Origin of the sequence: Mycobacterium intermedium, assembly GCF_002086275.1 — a bacterium.
In the GTDB taxonomy this organism is placed as follows: domain Bacteria; phylum Actinomycetota; class Actinomycetes; order Mycobacteriales; family Mycobacteriaceae; genus Mycobacterium; species Mycobacterium intermedium.
Genome location: NZ_MVHT01000027.1, coordinates 34,422 through 58,376 on the forward strand (window position 1 = coordinate 34,422; position 23,955 = coordinate 58,376).

Sequence of the window (23,955 nt, forward strand, 5' to 3'; positions counted from 1 at the left end):
CTGGGCCCGACGGATGAGCGGGTCCAGATCCGGGGGCAACAGATCGAACTAGATCGGGTGCAGGCGGCTCTCTCCGAATTGGATTGTGTTGACCAAGCGCTCGTGATCGCCCGTGAGGACCGCCCCGGGGACAGGCGACTGGTCGGTTATGTCACGGAGTCGATTGCCGCAGCGGTTGACCCGGGGGCGGCACGCGCCGTGTTGGCTGAGCGCCTGCCGTCCTACATGGTGCCATCCGCTGTGCTGGTACTGGATGCCTTGCCCGTGACGGCGTTCGGCGAACTCGACATCCTGGCACTGCCGAGGCCGCAGTACCCGGACGCCCCTCGTGACCACGCCATCGAGCAGGCGCTGGCGGCGATATTCGCCGAGGTCCTTGGCGTCGAAGGGGTCGAGCCCGAGGAGTCGTTCTTCGACCTCGGCGGGGATTCGCTCGCCGCGATGCGGGTGGTCGTGGCCATAAATTCGACCCTGGACGCGAACTTGCCATTGGGTGCGGTGTTCAACTCACCCACCATCGCCCAACTCTCCGCACGCCTCGGCGGCGACTCGGGCGGCTCCAAACCGTTGGTCGCCTGTGAGCGGCCCGAAGTGATTCCGCTGTCGTTCGCCCAGAGTCGATTATGGTTCATCGACCAATTACAGGGGCCCTCACCGGTTTACAACCGGGCGGTTGCCTTGCGGTTGTCCGGCAGGCTGAGCCATGAGGCGTTGGCCACCGCGATGACCGATGTGGTCGGACGCCACGAAAGCCTGCGCACGGTGTTCGTGGCGGTCGACGGGATACCGCGGCAGGTGGTGCGGCCGGCGGCCGGGGCCGACTTCGGTTGGGCGGTCGTCGACGTCAGTGGATGGTCGCCCGACCGGGTGACCGAAGCCATCGAACACGCCGCACACCACAGCTTCGACCTGGCCACCGAAATACCGATCCGAGCAAAGGTTTTCAGTCTCACTGAGGACGACCACGTGCTGGTGGTTGTCGTGCACCACATCGCCGGAGACGGCTGGTCCGTCGGGGTCCTCGCCGCCGATATCAGTTCGGCTTACGCCGCCCGCTGGGCGGGTCATGATCCCGACTGGGCCGAATTGCCGGTGCAGTACGCGGATTACACGCTGTGGCAACGGGACAGCCTAGGTGATCCTGCCGACGAGAAGAGCCCGTTGGCCGCGCAGGCGAGGTTCTGGCACGAGGTGCTAGCCGGGATGCCGCAGCGCTTGGAGCTGCCCACTGACCGGCCCTATCCACCCGTTGCCGACCACCGCGGCGCCAGTGTGGCGGTGCAGTGGCCGGCGGAGCTGCAACAGCGCGTGCGTGATGTGGCCCGCGAACACAACGCGACCAGCTTCATGGTGGTACAGGCCGCGCTCGCGGTGCTGCTGTCCCGACTGAGCACCAGTTCCGATGTTGCGGTTGGCTTTCCGATCGCAGGACGAGGTGATCCCGCACTGGATCGCCTGGTGGGCTTCTTCGTCAACACCTTGATCCTGCGGGTGCAAGTCGTCGGGGATCCCACTTTCGCCGAGTTGCTGGCCCAGGTTCGGGAGCGCAGCCTCGCCGCCTACGAGCACCAGGACGTGCCCTTCGAGGCCCTCGTCGAACGGCTCAACCCACCCCGGTCGATGACCCACCACCCACTGATCCAGGTCTCGCTGTCTTGGCAGAACGCAACGCCTCTCGACTTGGCGGTGGCCGATCTCCAGGTCCATCCCATGCCCATCGACACCCACACCGCGCGGATGGACCTGGCTTTCTTTCTAGGCGAACGCTTCGCCGACACCGGTCAGCCCGCCGGAATCGGCGGGACGGTGGAGTTCCGCACCGACGTGTACGACGCCGCGACCATCGAAGCGCTCGTCAGGCGGTTACAGCGGGTGTTGACTGCGCTGACGGCGCAGCCGACGGAGCCGCTGTCGTCGCTGGACCTGCTGGACGCGGCGGAACACGCTCGGCTCGCCGACTGGGGTAACCACGCGGTGTTGTCCGAGCCGCTACCAACCAGTGTGTCGATCCCTGCGGTGCTGGCGGCTCAGGCGGCGCATGCTCCCGATGCGGTCGCGTTGAATTTCGGAGCTTCGACCTGGACGTACCGAGAACTCGACGAGGCGTCTAACCGACTGGCGCGCTTGCTTGTTGACCGGGGTGTGAATGCTGGCAGCTGCGTGGCGCTGCTCGTTGAGCGTTCGCCGCAAGCGATCATCGCGATACTGGCGGTGCTCAAAGCAGGAGCGGCGTACTTGCCGCTGGACCGGCGCATGCCGGTGGAGCGGCTGGCGTTCATCGTCGATGATGCCGTTCCCGTAGCGGCAATCGCCTCCGCCGGAATGGATTTCGCCTGGCTCAAGCTGCCGATCATCGATGCCGAAGACCCGCACGTCCGGGCATTCCCGGCCACCGCTCTGCCGATGCCCGCCGCCGATGACGTCGCCTACATCATCTACACCTCGGGAACCACCGGTGTGCCCAAGGGTGTGGCGATCAGCCACCGGAATCTGACCCAGCTGATTCTGTCTTTCGATGGTGTCGGTGCGGGGTTGCCCGACGCGTCGAAACAGGTCTGGTCGCACTGGCATTCGTATGCCTTCGACTTCTCCGTGTGGGAAGTGTGGGCCGCCCTGTTGCGTGGCGGACGGCTGGTGGTCATCCCCGACGACGTGGTTGCCTCACCCGCCGAGTTCGGCAATCTGGTCGTCTCGCAGCGTGTCAACGTACTCACCCAAACCCCCTCTGCGGTTGGTACTTTGTTGCCGGAGAGCCTGGACTCGGTGGCGTTGGTGATGGGTGGTGAAGCGTGTCCCGCGGCGGTGGTGGACCGCTGGGCCCCCGGCCGGGTGATGATCAACGCGTACGGGCCCACCGAAACCACGATCTACGTGGCGGTGAGCGCGCCGCTGCAGGCAGGCACCGGTGTGCCGCCGATTGGCTCGCCGGTGGCGGGTGCGGCACTTTTCGTACTCGACGAGTGGCTGCGGCCCGTCCCCGCCGGCGTCGTGGGCGAGCTGTACGTGGCGGGTTGGGGAGTGGGGCTGGGCTATTGGCGTCGCGGAGGATTGACGGCGTCGCGGTTCGTCGCGTGTCCGTTCGGCGGGACCGGCCGACGGATGTATCGCACCGGGGACTTGGTCTGTTGGGGCGCCGACGGCCAACTGCGCTATGTGGAGCGGGCCGACGAGCAGGTCAAGATTCGCGGATATCGCATCGAACTCGGTGACGTGCAATCGGCGCTCGCCGCGGTGGACGGGGTGGATCAAGCGGTCGTCATCGCCCGCGAAGACAACCCCGGCGACAAGCGGCTGGTCGGCTACGTCACGGGCACCGTAAATCCCGTTCAGGCGCGCGCGGCATTGGCCGACCGACTGCCGTCCTACATGGTGCCGGCGGCGGTGGTGCGCGTCGACGCGTTGCCGCTCACGGTCAACGGGAAGCTCGACACGTCCGCCCTGCCAGAGCCGACATATCAAGGCGCCGAACAGTACCGCGCTCCGGCGACGCCTACCGAAGAGATCCTTGCCGGAATCTATGCCCAGGTGCTGGGCCTCGAGCGCGTCGGCGTCGACGATTCGTTCTTCGACCTGGGCGGGGACTCGTTGTCGGCCATGCGCGCGATCGCCGCGATCAACAAGGCCTTGGACGCCCACCTGGTGGTGCGCACCTTGTTCGACGCACCCGCGATCGCCGAGTTGGCGCCCCGCCTGAATACGGGGGTTGCGCTCGAACCGCTGACGGCGGCCGAGCGGCCCGCGGTGATTCCGTTGTCGTACGCGCAGAGTCGACTGTGGTTCCTGGACCAGTTGCAGGATGGCTCAGTGGTCTACAACATGGCGGCGGCGCTGCGACTGAGTGGGCCCCTGAACGCCGAGGCGCTGCAGGCCGCTCTGGCCGACGTGGTCGCCCGCCATGAAACCCTTCGGACGGTATTCGTTGCGCCGGAAGGCATACCCCAACAGGTGGTATTGGCGGCCAATCAAGCCGACGTGGGTCGGGTGGTTGTCGACGCCGCCGGGTGGCGGGAGGACCAACTTGCCGATGCCATTGGCGCCGAGGCGCGTCGCCCGTTCGAGCTGGCGAGCGAGATTCCCTTGCGGGCACGTCTGTTCAAGATCTCCAAAACGGAGCATGTCCTGGTGGCCACCGCACACCACATCGCCGCGGACGGCTGGTCGATGGCTCCGCTGGTCCGTGATCTGGGCGTGGCATATGGGTCCCGGTGCGCGGGACACGCGCCGGGCTGGGCGGACTTGCCGGTGCAGTACGTCGATTACACGCTGTGGCAACGAAAGAACCTCGGGGATCTGACGGATCACGGCAGCCCGCTGGCCACGCAGCTGGCGTATTGGGAACGGGCACTGGCCGACCTGCCGCAACGGCTGGAGCTGCCGACCGATCGGGCGTACCCAGCGGTTGCCGACCATCGCGGTGCCAGCGTGCGGGTGGACTGGCCGCGGCATGTGCAGCAGCGGATCAGTCGGGTGGCCGGTGCGAACGGTGCGACGAGTTTCATGGTGGTCCAGGCCGCGCTGGCGCTGTTGTTGTCGCGGCTGAGCGCCAGCTCTGATGTCGCATTGGGGTTTTCGATCGCCGGCCGTGGTGACCCGGCACTGGACGATTTGGTCGGATTCTTCGTCAACACATTGGTGCTGCGCGTCGACCTGACCGACAACCTGACCTTCACCGAGTTGCTGGCCCAGGTGCGCGAGCGCAGCCTGGCCGCCTACGAACACCAGGACGTGCCATTCGAAATGCTGGTCGAGCGGCTCAACCCGGCCCGCTCACTCACCCATCATCCGCTGATCCAGGTGCTCGTGGCGTGGCAGAACAACACGTCACCCGAGTTGAATCTCGGTGACCTGCAGGTGAGTGTGTTGCCCGTCGACACCCGCACGGCGCGGATGGATCTGCGATTCTCCCTGGGGGAGCGCTGGACTGACGCCGGGGAGGCGGCGGGCATCGGCGGGACGGTGGAGTTCCGCACGGACGTCTTCGATGCCGCTACCATCCAGGCGTTCGTCGACCGGTTGGGCCGGGTGCTGGAAGCGGTTACGGCCAACCCGGGGCGTGCGCTGGCGTCGGTGGACTTACTCGATGTCGCTGAGCATGCGCGGCTGAATGGCTGGGGCAACCGTTGCGTGCTGCGGCAACCCGTCCCGCCGGCCGTGTCGATCCCGGCGGCGTTGGCCGCGCAGGTGGCCCGCACCCCGGATGCGGTTGCGCTGACATGCGGCGAGCTGTCGATGACGTATCGCGAATTCGATCAGGCGTCGAACCGGTTGGCCCACTTACTGTCCAGTTTGGGCGTAGGCCCGGGCGCTTATGTCGCACTGCTGTTCTCGCGGTCTGCCGAGGTAGTCGTCGCGATCGCGGCGGTACTCAAAGCAGGGGCTGCCTACCTGCCGATCGATCCCGCGCTGCCGTCGGCGCGAATCGGGTTCATGGTCGCCGACGCCGAGCCGGTCGCCGCGATCACTACCGCGGCACTCGCCGACCGACTGAATGGGCACGGCCTGCAGGTCATCGATGTTCACGATCCCGGCATCCAAGCTCAACCGTGCACCCCTGTGTCACCAGCGCCGTCTGCCCAGAACATCGCCTACCTGATCTACACCTCGGGTACCACCGGCGTTCCCAAGGGGGTGGCGATCACCCACCACAACCTCACCCAGCTCTTCCGGGTTGGCAGCTTCTTCGAATCGCACTCCAACACAACGGAATTTGCCGCCACGCAATGGCATTCGCTGTCGTTCGACGTCTCGGCGTGGGAAATCTGGGGCACGCTGTTGAGCGGCGGCCGGTTGGTGGTGGTGCCCGAGGAGGTAGCAACATCACCGGCCGATTTCCAGGCACTGGTGGCCGCCGAACGGATCGACGTGCTCAGCCAAACCCCCTCCGCGGTGGGTGTTGTGGCGTCAGAGGGTTTGGAATCGGCGGCGTTGGTGTTAGCCGGTGAGGCTTGCCCGTCGGCACTGGTCGACCACTGGGCCAACGGCCGCGTCATGATCAACGCCTACGGCCCCACGGAGACAACGATCTATGCGTGCATGAGCGCGCCCCTCACCCCCGGTTCCGGTGTCCCTCCGATCGGCACGCCGGTATCGGGCGCGGCGCTGTTCGTGCTCGACCGGTGGCTCCAGCCGGTGCCGCCCGGTGTGGTGGGCGAGTTGTACGTGGCGGGCCGGGGAGTCGGCGTCGGGTATTGGCGCCGGGCCGGGCTGACGGCGTCGCGGTTCGTGGCGTGTCCGTTTGGCGGCCAGGAATCGCCAGGCCAACGGATGTATCGCACCGGCGACCTCGTCTACTGGGGTGCCGACGGCCAGTTGAGGTACGTCGGCCGGGCCGACGAGCAGGTCAAGATCCGTGGCTACCGAATCGAACTCGGCGAGGTTCAGGCGGCGCTGGCCGCGCTGGACGGCGTTCATCAAGCCGTCGTGATCGTCCGCGAGGACCGCCCCGGCGACAGGCGTCTGGTCAGCTACGTCACCGGCGACACAGACCCCGCCGCCTTGCGCAGCGGGCTGGCCGAGCACCTGCCGCCCTACATGGTGCCCAACGCAATAGTCGTCCTGGACGCGATGCCGCTCACGGTGAACGGGAAACTCGACACCGCCGCTCTGCCGGCGCCGGAATACCAAAGTGCCGAGCGGTATTGCCCACCCGCCGACGCCGTTGAGGAGGTCTTGGCCGGCATCTACGCGCAAGTGCTCGGCCTGGACCGCGTCGGCGTCGAGGAGTCGTTCTTCGATCTGGGCGGGGACAGCATCCTGGCGATGCAGGTGGTCGCGCGGGCCCGGGCGGCCGGGCTGCTCTGCCGACCGCGCGATCTCTTCACCGAGCAAACGGTCGCCGGCGTTGCCCGGGTCGCCGGCGTCCTCGGGGACGCGGCCACCACGGTGGACGAGGGTGTCGGTGCGGTGCCGGCCACGCCGATCATGCGCTGGCTGCAGAGCATCGGTAACTCGGCTGAGCAGTTCAACCAGACGATGTCGCTGCAGGCACCCGCCGGTGTGACCCAGGCGGATGTGGCTGTGCTGCTGCAGGTCTTGTTGGATCGACACGCCATGCTGCGGTTGCGGGTGAGCTCCGATTGGTCATTGACGACGCAACCGCCGGGATCCGTGCATGCGGCCGACTGCCTGCGCACGGTCGACACCTGGTCGGATGCGGCATTGCTCGAGACCCGTTCTCGGTTGAACCCCGCCACCGGCGCGATGGTGCGCGCATTGTGGGTTTCCGACGCCAACCAACTGGTGCTCTGCATTCACCACCTGGCGGTCGATGGTGTGTCGTGGCGGATCCTGTTGGAAGACCTCAACGTTGGCTGGGCCCAGCATCGCAACCACCACCCGGTGGTGTTGCCCGTCACGGGGACATCGTTTCGGCGCTGGGCGTCGCTGCTGAACGAGTACGCGCATGCGGCGGAGGTGATCGACACCGCCGAAGCATGGCGGACGGTATTGGCGGTGCCCGCTGCACTGCCGGCCGTCGCCCCCGCGGTCGACACGTTCGCGACTGCCGGACGCTTCTCGGCGACCTTGGACGGCGAGAGCACTCGCCTGCTGCTGGGTGACGTGCCAGCGGCGTACCACGCTGGGGTGCAGGACATTCTATTGATCGCATTCGCCCTGGCGTGGGCGGAATTCCTGGGCACCCCGGGTCAGTCGATCGGCATCGATGTCGAAGCCCACGGGCGCGACGATGAGGTCGCCTCCGGGGTCGACCTGACCCACACGGTCGGGTGGTTCACGGCCAAGTATCCGGTGGCGCTCGCCCCGGGCGAGGTGAGTTGGGCGCAGGTGGTGACTGGCGACGCAGCGCTGGGCGGTGCCGTCAAGAGCATGAAGGAACAACTCCGGGCCCTTCCGGCCGGCCTGACCTATGGCGTGCTGCGCTACCTCAATGTTGACGTAGAACTATCCGGGTCCGAGCCGCCGATCGGATTCAATTACCTGGGCCGTCTGGGCGGCGCGGCGACAACCGATGGGGACGGCTGGCGGATCTCACACCGGCCCGGTACCAGCAGCAGCGCCGGGTTGGAAATGCCGCTCATGCACACGATGGAGCTCAACGCCGCGACGGTCGATACCGTGGCCGGTCCGCTATTGCATGCCGAGTGGACCTGGGCCACATCGCAATTCGACGCAACACAGGTGGAACGACTCAACCGGCTTTGGTTTGACGCATTGGCCGGCATTTGCGCGCAGGTGCGTCGCGGCGGAGGCGGCTTGACACCGTCGGACATCGTGCCGGCGCGGCTGACCCAGCGCCAGATCGATGAGCTGCAGCGGCAATACAGCGTTGCCGACGTGCTGCCGCTGACCCCCATGCAACGGGGACTGCTCTTTCACGCCAGCACTTCACTCGCCGGCGATGACGTGTATGCGGTGCAGCTGGACTTGGCGGTGACCGGCGCACTTGACCCCGACCGGCTGCGCGAAGCGGTCCACACGGTGGTCATCCGGCATCCCAATCTGGCGGCACGCTTTTGCGGCCAATTCGACGAACCGGTGCAGCTCATCCCAGCTGATCCCCAAGCCGGTTGGCGTTATGTGGAGCTCGACAGCGACGCGGATGTCGAAGATCAGCTGCGGCTGGTGCGCAACGCCGAACGAGCCGCGGTGTGCGACCTGGCCCAACCGCCGGCATTTCGAGTCGCACTGATTCGCACCGCGCCGGACCGGTACCGCTTTGTGCTGACAAATCACCACATCGTGGTTGACGGTTGGTCCATACCGATTGTGCTGCGCGAGATATTCGCCGGCTACCACGGGCGGCGGCTGCCTGCGCCCGGGTCGTACCGGCGATTTGTGTCCTGGCTGGCCGAGCGAGACCTCGATGCCGCCAACGCCGCCTGGCGCCGCGTGCTTGCCGGATTCGGCACCCCGACCCTGGTCGGCCCGCAGGATCGGCTAGGGGTGGGACGGCGCGGCGTGACCTCGTTTGTGCTGCCCGCCGAGCAAAATGAGGCCCTCCGCGCGCTGGCGCGTTCCCGTCACACCACCGTCAACATCGTGCTGCAGGGCGCCTACGCCCAGCTGCTGATGTGGCTTACCGGCCGGCACGACATCGCCTTCGGAGTACCCGTTTCCGGGCGGCCAACCGACTTGGTGGACGCGGAATCCATGGTCGGTCTGCTGGTCAACACCGTGCCGGTGCGGGTGAATTGCACGGCGGCGGCCACGGTCGCGGACGTGATCGACCAGCTGCACACCATTCACCACGACACACTCGAGCATCAGCATTTGGCGCTCAACGAGATTCACCGCATCGCCGGCCACGAGAGACTGTTCGACACCCTGTTCGTGTACCAGAACTATCCGATCGACTTGGGCTCGTTGCAAGGTGCGTCCGCGGGACCGGACGAAATGACGGTCAAGGAGACCACCAGCCACGACTACAACCACTACCCACTGACGATCCAGGCCCTGCCGCGGACCGAACTCGCGTTCCGGGTCGAATACGACGCGGACGTCTTCGACGCTACGGACATCCAGGCGTTGATCGAGCGGTTCCAGCGGGTCTTGGCGGCCATGACCGCCGACCCGACCCGGCGGCTGTGGTCGGTGGATTTGCTTGCCGCGGAGGAATACTCGCGGTTGGCCAAGTGGGGCAACCGTAGCACGGTAGATCAGCCGGCGCCGGCCGCTGTGTCGATTCCGGTGCTGTGGGCCCGGCAAGCCGCCGAGACGCCCGAAGCGGTGGCGCTGTCCTTCGAGGGACGGTCGGTGACCTACCGCGAGCTCGACGAGGCCTCGGACCGGTTGGCGTACCGGCTGGCCGGTCACGGCGTAGGTCCGGGACAGTCGGTGGCGCTGCTGCTTTCACGTTCACCGCAGGCGATCGTGACGATCTTGGCGGTCCTGAAAACCGGGGCGGCCTACCTGCCGATCGATCCAAGCCTGCCGGCGGCGCGGGTTGGTTTCATGCTTGCCGATGCCGCCCCGGTCGCCGCGATCACAACCGCCGATCAGGCCGCGCGCTTCGACGAACACAACCTGTTGGTCATCGACGTCAACGACCCTGGCAGCGCCAGCCAGCCACGGCTCGGACTGCCCACGCCGGCCCCCGGCGACATCGCGTATTTCATCTACACCTCGGGCACCACCGGTAACCCGAAAGGTGTCGCCGTCAGCCACCACAACGTCGTGCAACTGATGCAGACGCTGCAGGGACAGCTGCCACCGCGGGGAGTGTGGTCGCAGTGGCATTCCCTGGCGTTCGACGTCTCGGTGTGCGAGACCTGGGGCGCGCTGCTCAGCGGCGGCCGGCTGGTTATCGTCCCCGAATCGGTGGCCCGCTCACCGCACGATTTCCACGCCCTGCTCGTCACGGAACGCGTCAGCGTCCTCAGCCAGACACCGTCGGCGTTCTATGCGCTGCAAAGCGCCCTCGCTCCCGAACTCTCAGATCAGCTGCAACTGCAGGCAGTACTGTTCGCCGGAGAGTCGTTGGAACCCAATCGACTTCGGACATGGCTGCGCCAACTGCCGCGATCACCTCGCCTGATCAACCTGTACGGCACCACCGAAACCACGGTGCATGCCTCATACCGTGAGATCGAGCCTCGCGACCTGGACAACAATGCCAGCCCCATCGGAGGGCCGTTGACCCATCTTGCGTTCTTCGTGCTGGACGCGTGGCTTCGTCCCGTGCCGGCCGGGATGGTTGGCGAACTGTATGTCGCGGGTCATGGTGTCGGCCTGGGGTATTGGCGCCGGGCCGGATTGACCGCGGAACGCTTCGTGGCGTGTCCGTTCGCGGGCCCGGACCGGCCGGGCATGCGGATGTATCGCACCGGGGATCTGGTGTCGTGGGATGCCGACGGGCAGCTCCGGTATGTGGGGCGTGCCGATGAACAGGTCAAGCTCCGCGGGTACCGCATCGAATTGGGCGAAATCGAAAACGCCTTGGTGGCATGCCCAGAGGTCAGTCAGGCCGTCGTCAGGATGCGTCAGACACCCGCGGGCGGTGCTCACCTCGTCGGCTACCTCACCCTGCAGCGCAACACCGTGAACCGGGACACGGTGCGAGACCACGAAATCGTCGACCGGTGGCAGGACCTGTACGACGACCTCTACGAAACACGCGCCGGAGCGCCCGAGTTCGGTATGGACTTTCTGGGTTGGAACAGCAGTTACAGCGATGCTCCCATCCCGCTCGAGGAGATGCTGGAGTGGCGTTCGGCCACGGTCGCCCGGATCAAGGAGTTGCGGCCACGACGCGTGCTGGAGATCGGCGTGGGTTCCGGACTCTTGCTGTCACAGCTCGCACCGGAGTGTGACCACTATGTCGCCACAGACATGTCGGCGGTCGCGATCGGCAACCTGGCCCGCTCATTGGAGCAGTCCCACATTCCCTGGCGCGACCGCGTGCAGTTGCTGACCCGACCGGCCCATGTGACCGAGGGACTGCCCGAAAACGAGTTCGACACAGTAATTCTCAACTCGGTCGTCCAGTATTTCCCCAACGAGGGATATTTGGCGGACCTGATCGACCGCGTCATGGAGCTGGTGGCGCCCGGCGGCGCGCTGTTCATCGGCGATGTGCGCAATTACGCCCTGCAGGGTGCGTTCCAGACCGCGATCACCCTGGCGCACACCACCGACCCTGGGGACCCCGCCGACGCCGCCGAGATCCGGCAACGAGTCAGGCGCGGAATCACCAACGAATCCGAATTGCTCTTGGCGCCGGACTTTTTCACCACGTGGGCGACCAAATGCGGGTCGGTGGCCGGACTCGACATCCAGGTCAAACGTGGCGACGCGGACAACGAACTCAACCGGTATCGCTATGACGTCGTCGTCCACAAGGCACCCACTGCGGTGCGCTCAGTCGCAGACGCACCCACCCGGACGTGGGCCCAATGCGGGCAGCTGGACGGCCTGCACGCACAGCTGGTGAGCGAACGCCCTGTCGCCGTGCGCATCACCGCGATTCCGCGTGCCGGACTGATCACCGACGTCCGCACCGAGGACGCGCTCGCCGGCGGCTTGCCGCTGCCCGATGCGCTCGCCGCCGACACTTTCGACGCCGTGACCCCCGAACAGCTGCACCGCCTGGGCGAGACCACGGGGTACCACGTTGCCGTCACCTGGGGCGCCGAACGCGGCACCCTCGATGCGGTTTTCACCACGGACGCCGGCCCGCTGACCGACGTGTATGTCGCCCCCGCCAGAGGCCGCCGGCCTGGCTGCCACGCCAACGACCCGCACGCCAACACCAAGCTCACCGCGGTGCGTAACCAGTTGAGCGCCCGACTACCGGAATACATGGTGCCCGCGCAGCTCGTGGTGCTCGACGCGTTCCCGCTGACCACCTCGGGCAAGCTCGACGTGCGTGCGCTGCCGGAACCGGACTACCAGGCCCCGGACCGCTATCGCGCTCCGAACAACACGGTCGAGCAAATCCTCGCAGATATCTATGCCCAGGTGTTGGGCCTGGAGCGGGTAGGGGTCGACGACTCCTTCTTCGAACTCGGCGGCGACAGCATCCTGTCCATGCAAGTGGTCGCGCGGGCGCGCGCGGCCGGCGTGGTGTGCAAGCCGCGCGACATCTTCGCAGAACAGACCGTGGCCAGGCTGGCGCTGGTAGCCACCGCGGTCGACGGTCTGGGTGCGCCGGTCAACGAGGGTGTCGGAACCGTCTCAGCGACCCCGATCATGCACTGGCTACAAGAGGTCGAAGGCCCGATCGAGCACTTCAGCCAGACGGTCGTGCTGCGCGCACCCGGCGATGCCGACGAAGCGGACGTGGTTGTGCTGCTGCAAGCTCTGCTGGACCGGCACGCGATGCTGCGGTTGCGGGTCGACGAGGGTTGGTCCCTGACCGTGCCGCCGCCGGGATCCGTCGATGCGCGCGACTGCCTGCAAACGGTGGACGCGCTGTCCGACGAGGCACTGGTGGCGGCGCGGTCGCGGCTGAATCCGGCTGCCGGGGCAGTGGTCAGTGCGGTATGGGTGCCGCCAACGGGCCAGCTGGCCTTGCTCATCCATCACCTGGCTGTCGACGGGGTGTCCTGGCGGATCCTGTTGGAAGACGTCAATATCGCGTGGGCTCAGCTTCGCGGCGGCCAGCGGGTCATGTTGCCGGCGCCGGCCACATCGTTCCAGCGGTGGTCGTCGCTGCTGGGGGAGTACGCGAGCTCGGCCGCGGTGGTGAGCCACGCCGACACCTGGCGGAACATAGCGGCGGCCGCGCCGGGGCTACCGGCGGTGCAGCCATCGCTGGACACCTTGGTCACCGCCGGACACCTGACGGAATGGTTGGACGCCGACACCACCAGCATGCTGCTCGGTGTGGTGCCGACGGCGTTTCATGTTGGGGTGCAGGACATTTTGTTGATCGCTTTCGGGTTGGCGTGGGCCGAGTTCCTGGGCACCACGGGTCAGCCGATCGGCATCGATGTCGAGGGCCATGGACGTCACGAGGAGCTGGCCGCCGATCTCGACCTGTCCCGCACGGTCGGGTGGTTTACCACCAAGTACCCGGTGTCGCTGGGCGTAGGGGGACTGTCCTGGGCGCAAGTGCTCAGCGGCGACGCGGCGCTCGGGGTCGCGTTCAAGAGCGCCAAGGAACAGCTCCGCGCCGTGCCGGATGCGCTGAGCTACGGGGCGTTGCGTTACCTGAACCCCGACGTCGACCTGGCCGGACCCGACCCGTCGATCGGCTTCAATTACCTTGGCCGCCTAGGCGCTTACGCTCAGGGCGACGGCACTCAATGGCGGGTCTGCCCGGACGGCGCGCCGGTGGCCGGTGCCGCGACTGCGATCGCCATGCCGCTTATGCACACCGTCGAGGTCAACGCCGCCACCGTGGAGGGCGGCGCAGGACCGCGGCTGCGCGCCAACTGGACTTACGCCACGTCGAAAGTCGATGCCACACAAATCAACCGGCTCAACCAACTGTGGTTCGATGCCCTCGCCGGCATTTGTGCTCATGTGCGGCGCGGGGGCGGCGGTTTGACGCCGTCGGACATCGCTCCGGCCCGGCTGAACCAGTACCAGATCGACGAGCTACAGCGCCAACACCCGATCGTTGACGTGCTGCGGCTGACCCCGATGCAGCAGGGGCTGCTGTTTCACTCCGGCAGTGCGCCGCGCTCGGCGGACGAGGGCGAGCTGTACACGGTGCAACTGGACATCGCGCTGCGCGGTGCGGTGGACCCCGACCGCCTGCGCGCGGCCGCGCAGGCGGTCGTTCGCCGGCATCCCCACCTGGTGGCCCGCTTCAGCGCGCAGTTCGACGAGCCGGTGCAGATCATCACGGCCGATCCCGTGGCCCCGTGGCGGTACGAGGAACTCGATGCCCTCGACGGCGAGGATCGGATTCAGCGACTTTGCGCCGACGAACGTGCCGCGGTGTGCAATCTCGATGGGGGACAGGCGTTTCGGGTGATGTTGATCCGCACCGCTGCGCACAGCTACCGGTTCGTGCTGACAAACCATCACATCGTGCTCGACGGCTGGTCGATGGCGATCCTGCTGCGGGAGATCTTCGCCGGCTACCACCGGCACCGGCTGCCCGCGGCGGCGCCGTATCGCCGATTCGTCAGCTGGGTCGCCGCGCGGGACCTGGACGCCGCCACGGCGGCCTGGCTCGACGCGCTGGCCGGGTTCGACACGCCGACCCTGGTCGGCCCGTCGGACCGGCTGGGGCTGGGCCCACGGGCCGTCGTGCACGTTCGCGTGCCCGCAGCCACCACCCGGGCGCTGACCGAGCTGGCACGCAAGCGTCAGACCACCGTCAGCACCGTGCTGCAGGCGGCGTGGGCGCTGCTGCTGATGGGGTTGACAGGTCGGCAGGACGTCGCCTTCGGTGTGCCGGTCTCGGGGCGACCCGCCGAACTGGCCGGCGCCGATTCGATGGTTGGGCTGTTCATCAACACAATTCCGGTGCGAGTGACCGTCACCGCGTCGACCAGCACCGCGGGTTTGCTGGAGCAGTTGCACTCCCTGCACCAGCGAACGGTCGAGCATCAGCATCTGGCGTTGCGCGACATGCACCGCATCACCGGTCAGCACCGGCTTTTCGACACCCTGTGCGTCTATGAGAACTATCCCGTCGACCCCGGCGCGCTGTTGGGTGACGACGGACTCGTCGTCACCGGGGTGACAACCCGGGAACACACGCACTATCCCCTGGTGCTGGCGGCCTCGCCCGCGGCCGGTCCGGAACTGAGCCTTCGCCTCGACTATCGCAGCGATGTGTTCGACGTGGCGACCATCGAGGCGCTGGCAGGGCGGTTGCAGCGAACGTTGGCCGCGATGACCGACAAGCCGGGGCTCGCGCTGTCGGCACTGGATCCGCTGGAGGTGGCCGAGCGTGCCCAACTGGATGAGTGGGCCAGCCGGGCGGCGTTGCTGCACGCAACCGCAGTCACCACGTCGGTTCCCGAGGCATTCGCCGCCCAGGTTGCGCGCACCCCAGATGCGGTGGCGCTGACCTGCGCGGGCTCGTCGATGACCTACCGCGAACTCGACGAGGCGTCCAACCGGTTGGCCCGGCTGCTGGCCGATCACGGTGCTGGACCCGGAACTATTGTCGCACTGCTGTTTTCACGATCGAGCCAGGCGGTGGTGGCCATTGCGGCGGTGCTCAAGACCGGTGCGGCGTATCTGCCGATCGACCCAGCGCTGCCGGCGGCACGACTCGATCAGATGCTCACCGACGCCGCACCGGTCGCCGCGATCACCACCGCCGAGCTGGCCGAACGGCTCGACGGCCACGGCCTCCCGGTCGTCGATGTCGACGATCCGCGGCAGCACAGCTACCCGAGCACGAACTTGCCGGCACCCGCCGCCGACGACCTCGCCTACGTCGTCTACACCTCGGGCACCACCGGGCCGCCGAAGGGGGTGGCCGTAACGCACCAGAACGTCACGCGGTTGGCGGAATCGCTCGATGCGTCGCTGCCACGCGGGGGAGTGTGGGCACAGTGCCACTCGTACGCGTTCGACGTCTCGGTGTGGGAGATCTGGGGTGCGCTGTTGCGCGGCGGGCGACTGGTCGTGGTCCCCGAGTCGATCATGGAGTCGCCCACCGACTTTCACGCGCTGCTGGTCGCCGAACAGGTCACCGTCCTCGACCTGAGCCCGTCGGCCGCGGGGGTACTCTCGCCGGAGGGATTGGAATCGCTCACGTTGGTACTGGGCGGTGAAAACTGCCCGCCCGACGTAGCGGACCGGTGGGCCGCCGATGGGCGAGTGGCGATCAATGCCTACGGCCCGACCGAGACCACCGTGGACGCGGCGCGAAGCACGCCGTGGCAGCCCAGCTCGGCGGAGTCGTCGGGTTCGGTTGTGCCGATCGGGTCGCCGGTTCCCGGCGCCGCGCTGTTCGTGCTGGACGGGTGGTTACGTCCGGTACCGGCGGGTGTGGTCGGCGAACTGTATGTGGCGGGTGATGGCGTCGGCCTGGGCTATTGGCGCCGCGGTGCACTGACGGCCGCGCGGTTCGTCGCCAGCCCCTTCGGTCGCCCCGGTATGCGGATGTATCGCACCGGCGATCTGGTCTACTGGGGCGTCGACGGTCAACTGCGCTACGTCGGACGCGCCGACGACCAGGTCCAGATCCGGGGATTCCGAGTCGAATTGGGCGAGATCCGCGCTACGCTCGCCGCTTTGGACGGAGTGGATCAGGCCGCGGTGATCGCCCGCGAGGACCGCCCCGGAGACAAGCGCCTGGTCGCTTACGTCACCGGGACGGCTGACCCCGCAGCGGTCCGCCCGGCGATAGCCGAACGGCTGCCGTCCTACATGGTGCCGGCCGCCGTAGTGAAGCTGGATGCGTTGCCGCTCACCGTCAACGGCAAACTCGACTCCCGCGCCCTCCCGGCACCGGAATACCGTGACACGGACGCCTACCGGGCTCCGACCAGCGCGACGGAAGAGATCTTGGCGGGCATCTACAGCCAGGTGCTGGGCGTTGATCGCGTCGGCGTCGACGACTCCTTCTTCGACCTCGGCGGCGACAGCATTTCGGCGATGCGCGCAATAACCGCCATCAACAACGCACTCGACGCCGAACTCACCGTGCGTACCCTGCTGGGTGCCCCCTCCGTGCGCGCCTTGAGACGGCAGTTGAGCGTCGCCATCCCGGTGGATTCCCGCGTCGTGTCGGTGCACGGTAGCGATGCCCGCGAGGCGCGTGCCGCCGACCTCACGCTGGACAAGTTCCTCGACGCGTCGACGCTGGCGGAAGCTGCACGGCTGCCCGGACCGAGCGCGCAGGTGCGGACCGTCCTGCTCACGGGCGCGACCGGCTTCCTGGGTCGCTACCTGGTGCTGGAATGGCTCAAGCAGATGGAGTTGGTGGACGGCACGCTGATCTGTCTGGTGCGGGCCGAGTCCGACGAGGACGCGCGACGCCGGCTCCACGAGACGTTTGCCGCCGATCCGGAAATGCTTTGGCTTTACCAGGATTTGGCCACCGACCACCTCGAGGTCCTGGCCGGCGACAAGGGTGAGGCCAATCTGGGCCTGGACCGGGCTACCTGGCAACGACTGGCGGACACCGTCGATGTCATCGTCGACTCCGCGGCCGTGGTGAACGCCGTGTTGTCCTATGGCGAACTCTTCGGGCCCAACGTCGTCGGCACCGCCGAACTGCTCCGGATCGCGCTCACCACCAAGCTCAAGCCCTACACGTATGTGTCGACCGCCGACGTAGGCAACCAGATCGAGCCATCAGTCTTCACCGAAGACGCCGATATCCGGATCATCAGCCCCGCTCGCGCCATCGACGGCAGCCTTGCCAACGGCTATGGCAACAGCAAGTGGGCCGGCGAGGTGCTGTTGCGTGAAGCGCACGACCTGTGCGCACTGCCGGTGGCGGTGTTTCGCTGCGACATGATCCTGGCCGACGAGACATTCGCGGGTCAGCTCAACATTTCCGACACCGTCACCCGGATGGTGTTGAGCCTGATGGCCACCGGCATCGCGCCCGACTCTTTCTACGAGCTCGACGCCGACGGTCACCGGCGGCGCGCCCATTTCGACGGGCTGCCGGTCGGGTTCGTCGCCGAAGCCATTGCCACGCTCGGAGCGCAGGTCGCCTCGTCCCCACTGGGTTTCCACACTTATCACGTCATGAACCCGCACGACGACGGCATCGGCCTCGACGAGTACGTCGACTGGTTGATCGAAGCCGGCTACCCCATCGAGCGCGTCGGTGGCTTCCACGAGTGGCTGCCGCGCTTCGAGGCCGCACTGCGCGCCCTGCCGGAGCGGCAGCGTCGCCACTCGGTGCTGCAGATGTTGTTGCTGCGCAGTTCCGGGCGAGTGCAGCCCCTCAAGTCGACCCGCGGTTCCTACGCCCCCACGGATCGGTTCCGCCGGGCGGTGCAGGACGCGAAAATCGGCCCTGACCGCGACATCCCGCACGTCTGCGCGCCGATCATCATCAAGTACGTCACCGACTTGCGGCGTCTCGGGCTGCTTTAGGCCGGACGATGCTGACTTTGCTTCGCGCACATCGTGTTTCGATGGTCGCCAGCATGTTCTTGCTCGCCGGGGCGACCACACTGACGCTGCTGCAGCCGCTGCTGGCAGGACGACTGGTCGACCGGGCCACGGCCGGCGCACCAATCTCCGGTTTGACCGTCGCTTTGGTGGTCATGCTTGCCGGGCAACTCCTGCTCGAGTCGTTGGGACATTTCCGGCTCGATCGCACCGGCGAGAAGATCGTGTTGGGGCTGCGGGACGACTTCACCAACCATGTTGTGCGCCTGCCCATCGGGTTGTTGGATCGGAGCCGCACCGGAGACCTGCTCGCGCGCGGAACCAGCGACGCGGGTCTGCTGCGTGATATGCCACGCGCCGTTGCCGATGTGGTGTTCGGGCTGCTGACATTGCTCGGCGCAACGATTTTCATGCTGACCATCGATCCGGTCACCGTGGGCGTTGTCGTCGTGGCGCTGGTGGTGGCCTTCAGCGCGGGCAATCCGTTCCTGACCCTGATCCAGCGAGCATCGTTGAATCGCCAAGCCGCGCTGGGCGATTACACAGCGGGCCTGGACCGCGCGCTGGGCGCCGCGCGCACCGTCAAACTTTTCGGCGCCGAGGAACGCGAAGCGCGGTCGATCGGCGCCCGCGCCCGCGCCGCCTATGAATCCGGCGTCCGCGTCGCATCCGCCACCGCCATCAACATCGGCATTGTGCGGTTGGGCATCACCGGTTCGTTCCTGGCGATCATGATCGTCGACGGCCGCCGCGTCGCCGGGGGAGAGCTCTCCGTCGGCCAGTTCGTCAGCCTGTTCGCCTTCGCCGTCTACGCGATCTTTCCCATCAACGCCGCGTTCATCGCGTTGACCGCGTTGCGCACCGCGGCCGGGGCCTGTCAACACCTCACGGCGACGCTGCGGGAACTGCCGGAAGACGATTCGCCGCCACCCGCCGTCGCCGCCGATCCGACGGCGGCCCAGAGCGCCCACGCCGCCGGCGCGCTGGTCGAGTTCGACCGGGTGTCGTTCACCTATGGGCCGCATCCTGTCCTGGACGACGTGTCGTTCACCCTCGGCCGAAATCAAATCACCGCGCTGATCGGTCCGTCCGGCGCCGGCAAATCGACCATCCTGGCCTTGCTGTGCCGCTTCCACCACCCCACCGCCGGGCAGCTGCGGTGGGCAGGAGAAGACATTCGCGGCATCCCCGTGCGGGAACTGCGCCGCCGACTCGGACTGCTGGAACAGGATGCGCCCGTGCTGCACGGAACCATCCGCGACAACCTGCTCATCGCCAATCCGGACGCCGACGAAGACGACCTGTGGCGCGTCCTGCGGCAGGTGAACCTCGCCGACGAAATAGCCCGCCTGCCGGAACAACTCGACACCCCGGTGCTCGAACGCGGGCGCAGCCTCTCCGGAGGTCAACGCCAACGATTGGCCCTGGCACGCGCATTTCTGTCCCGCTCGCAGCTGATACTCATGGACGAACCGACCGCCCACCTCGACCGCGCCAACGAGTACGACGTCATGAGCAATCTGTTGCAGGCACGCGAGGAGCGCAGTGTCCTCGTCGTCGCCCACCGACTCTCGACGGTCACCAACGCCGATCAGATCCTCGTTCTCCGGCAGGGTCGAATCCAGGCAAGGGGCACTCACACCGAACTCTTGCGCGAGCCGATCTACCGCGAACTCATCGAGCACGAACTCACCGGACACTAGCGAAGGAGCCTCGTGCTGCAGCGAATCGCCGGCCTGGCCATCACCGTCCCGCGCCGGGTCATCCTCGGGGCGATGTTGGTGATCATCGCTGCAGCGATCTTCGGAGTGCCGGTGGTCAAGTCGCTGTCGGCCGGCGGTGGACTCGATCCGGGCGCGGAATCGTCGCGGGCGTCGGCGTTGCTGTCCGAGAAGTTCGACCAGGGCGGCGCCGGCATACTGATCACCGTCACCTCCGACGGCGGAGCGCTGGGACCGCAGGCCAAGGCCGTCGGTATGGATCTCGTTCACCGACTGCAGAACTGGGAGCATGTCCGACAGGTCTCCTCGACGTGGACCGTGCCGGCGGAGACGGCGTCATCACTGGTCAGCAAGGACGGCAAGACGGGGCTGATCAGTGCCGGCATCTCCGGCAGTGAGACCGATGCCCAGTTGACCGCCAAGCGCCTGGTTGAAGAGCTCGTCCACGACCGGGACGGGGTGACCCTGCGCGCCGGCGGGGAAGCCGTGATCAACTGGCAGGTGAACGCACAGACGCAAAGAGACCTGTTCTTCATGGAAGCGTTGGCCCTGCCAATGAGTTTCGTGGTTCTCGTCTGGGTGTTCGGCGGCCTCGTCGCCGGCGCATTGCCGGTGGCCGTGGGCATTTCCGCGATCCTCGGCGCCTTGGCGTCGCTGCGCCTGATTGCGCTCTTCACCGACGTGTCGATCTTCTCGTTGAACCTGACCGTGGCGATGGGCATGGCATTGGCCGTCGACTATACGTTGCTGATCCTGAGCCGGTTTCGGGATGAGTTGGCCGCGGGCCACTCACGGGACAGGGCACTGGCCCGCACGATGCTGACGGCGGGGCGCACCGTCTTGTTCTCCGCTATGACGGTCGCGTTGTCGATGGCGACGTTGGTGCTGTTTCCCCAGTTCTTTCTGAAATCCTTTGCCTACGCGGGGGTCGCGGTGGTCGCGTTCGCCGCGGCGGCGGCGATCGTGGTGACGCCGGCGGCGATCATGCTGTTGGGCAGTCGGCTCGATTCGCTCAACATCCGCCGGTGGGTGGCCCGTGTTCGCCTCGGATCAGACCAGCGGAAGACCGAGCGGTGGTCCTGGTATCGGTGGACCAAAGCCGTGATGCGTCGCTCCGTCCCGATCGGCGTAGCGATCACGGCCCTGCTGTTGCTGCTGGGATCACCATTTCTCAACGTGCGCTGGGGATTTGCGGACGACCGGATACTGCCCAGCTCCGCGTCGGCGCGCCAAGTCGGCGACGAGCTGCGAAACAACTTCCCGGACCGGGGGATTCCCAACATCACCGCGGTGCTACCGGACGCACCCAACTTGAGCCCGGCGGAGTTGGACGCCTATGCGGCGGCGCTGTCGCGGGTACCGCAAGTGCTGTGGGTGTCCGCGCCGGGCGGCACGTTCGTCGATGGCGGCCGCCATGGTCCGGCCTCGGCGCCGGGCGCGATCAAGGACGGCAGCGCATTCGTGACGATCGGCACGGAGGCGCCCCCGTACACGGCGGCGGCCGATGCTCAGCTGGACCGGCTGCACGCCGTGCCGACCCCCGGCGGCGTCGCGGTGCAACTGACCGGCGTTGCGCAGAGCAACCGGGACAGCGTGCACGCCATCTCGTCACGCCTGCCGGTGGTCCTCACGCTCATCGCGGTGATCACCATGGTGTTGGTCTTCCTGCTCACGGGTAGCGCGGTGTTACCCGCCAAGGCCGTGCTGATGAACACCCTGTCGTTGACCGCGGCCTTCGGTGCGCTGGTGTGGGTGTTTCAGGAGGGCCACCTGGGCGGGCTGGGCACCGCGGCGACAGGCACACTAGGGGTGCAGCTTCCGGTGTTGTTGTTCTGCATCGCTTTTGGCCTGTCGATGGACTACGAGGTGTTCCTGATCTCGCGGATCCGCGAATACTGGGCGGCCTCAGACCGCGGTCCCGACGCCAACGACGAGAGCGTCGCGCTCGGTGTTGCGCATACCGCGCGGGTGATCACCGCCGCGGCGCTCATCATGGCGATCTCGTTCTCGGCCTTGATGGCCGCACAGGTGTCGTTCATGCGCTTGTTCGGGTTCGGGCTCACGGTGGCGGTACTGGCCGACGCGACGCTGGTGCGGATGCTGCTGGTCCCGGCCTTCATGCATGTGCTCGGCCGGGTCAACTGGTGGGCACCGAAACCTTTGGTGCGCCTGCATGACCGATTCGGCTTCACCGAGAACCTGCCTGGCCTCGCGACCGCGAAGACGGAGCCATTCTTACTCCCGCGGACCCTACCGCTGGAAATGCGACGAACCGTTCCTTTCAAACTAGACAAGACCCTGCCCCGGGGCGGAGCTGCTGCGCAGCAGGGTAAGCCCGATCAGAGGCGAAAGCGCTTGATCGCGGGCGGGATCGTGGTCAGCGTCGCGGTCGTTGCCGGCGCCACCGGCTACCTCGCGTGGCCGGAAGAACAGAAAGTGACACCGAAGGCGACGGCGCCACCGGCGACGTCGGGAGCGACTGGGGCTTCAGGCACCTCGGGCACCTCAAGCGCTATCAAACCGCCGCCGCCCACCACGCGGCCGCCCACCTCGCCGCCGCCACTGGTGGGGCCCAATCGCTTGGGGACGATTCTGGTCACTCCGGCCGAAGCCAACGCCATCATGGGCGCCACCGGCATGCAGGACCAGGGCAGCTTCAACGGCGCCGACACCAACCTGTTCACCACGTCGATCCCGGATTGTCTCGGCGCAGCCCATATTGTGCAGCCTGCGGTGTATTCGGGCAGCGGCTACACGGCGATCAGGTTCGACGTGCTGCACCAGCCCGGAAACCGGTACACCCACAATATCGAGCAGGCCGCGGTGACATTTCCGTCAGCACAACAAGCCCTGGCGTTTGTGAAAGCCTCAGCCCCCAAGTGGAAATCCTGCGCTGGGAAGAGCGTTAACGACACCCTTGGGGGCGTCACCACCCGGTGGACCTTCGGCGATTTTGTGGGAGACGTGCCGACCATAGCGATGACGTATTCGCGGCAGAATGCGCGCGGTTGGACCTGCCAGCGGGCGCTGAGCGCGGTGTGGAACCTGGTCATCGATGTCAAGGCGTGCGGGTACACGATCAACAATCAGGGGCTGCAAGCCGTCGACAAGATCGCAAGCAAGGCAACGAAATAACGTTAGTGCCGTCGTGACAGTGTGGACAGCAGAACGTCCGTCACGTGATCGACGAACGCGTCGCGGTCATCGCCGAGGTTGCCTTCCGTCCACTCGAGAAACAGCGAGATGATGGACCCGAAAACCGTCGCGTAGCGCATTTTCGTCCGCACCGGATCCTCCGCGGGCGCAAGGGTCGGGCCGGCAGCATCCAGCGGGTTGGTGATCATCGCAAAGATGCTGTCCCGCACGAAGTGTCGCAAGGTCAGATCGGCGATGGGCTCCACCAACAGGATGCGGCATACGCGCGGGTCGTCCTTGACGAGGCGAGCCGCGGCGTCAACGCCGGCGCGTATCCGCGCGGCAGGATCACCCACGTCCGTGCCGGCCGCTGCGGCGTTTTCTATGACCGCGCGGGCCCGGTGAAACGCGGTGCGGTACAGCTCGCGCAGCAGGTCATCGGTGTCGGTGAAGCTCTCGTAGAAGAACTTTTGGCTCAGTTGCGCCTCGCGGCACACCGCCCGCATCGTCATGGCGGCTACGCCACCGCTACCCACCAATTCGATCCCCGCTTGCACCAGGCGATCTCGTCGATCGGCGAGCCGGTCTTCCGGTGCGCGCCCGCGGTAAGGCCTTGACATGCCCCCACTATATAGGGAAGCATCTGCTTTCG

At 66.8% G+C, this 23,955-nt stretch carries 3 protein-coding genes and 2 pseudogenes; 4 read left to right on the plus strand and 1 reads right to left on the minus strand.

Translation table 11 applies throughout. From position 1 onward, the window contains the following. Positions 1 to 3: 3 nt before the first annotated feature. The 4 genes and pseudogenes from BST27_RS12005 to BST27_RS34495 all read left to right on the plus strand — a co-directional run. Positions 4 to 18,429: pseudogene (locus BST27_RS12005) on the plus strand (amino acid adenylation domain-containing protein); the annotation flags it as partial. 41 nt (positions 18,430 to 18,470) lie between these two features. Beyond that, positions 18,471 to 20,150: an ABC transporter ATP-binding protein gene (locus tag BST27_RS12010; protein WP_170062304.1), complete on the plus strand. Its 1,680-nt coding sequence runs from the start codon at positions 18,471 to 18,473 to the stop codon at positions 20,148 to 20,150. Positions 20,151 to 20,162: 12 nt separating this feature from the next. Next, a pseudogene (locus BST27_RS12015) lies at positions 20,163 to 22,367 on the plus strand (MMPL family transporter); the annotation flags it as partial. A gap of 63 nt (positions 22,368 to 22,430) precedes the next feature. Then, complete coding sequence (locus BST27_RS34495) at positions 22,431 to 23,303, plus strand: sensor domain-containing protein (RefSeq protein ID WP_264000813.1); 873 nt, start codon at positions 22,431 to 22,433, stop codon at positions 23,301 to 23,303. Positions 23,304 to 23,305: 2 nt separating this feature from the next. Here the strand turns inward: BST27_RS34495 and BST27_RS12020 are convergent, their stop codons facing one another. Next, the gene (locus BST27_RS12020; RefSeq protein ID WP_079219677.1) at positions 23,306 to 23,923 is read right to left on the minus strand and encodes a TetR/AcrR family transcriptional regulator; all 618 of its coding nucleotides are present in this window, start codon (positions 23,921 to 23,923) and stop codon (positions 23,306 to 23,308) included. Between the last annotated feature and the right edge of the window lie 32 nt (positions 23,924 to 23,955).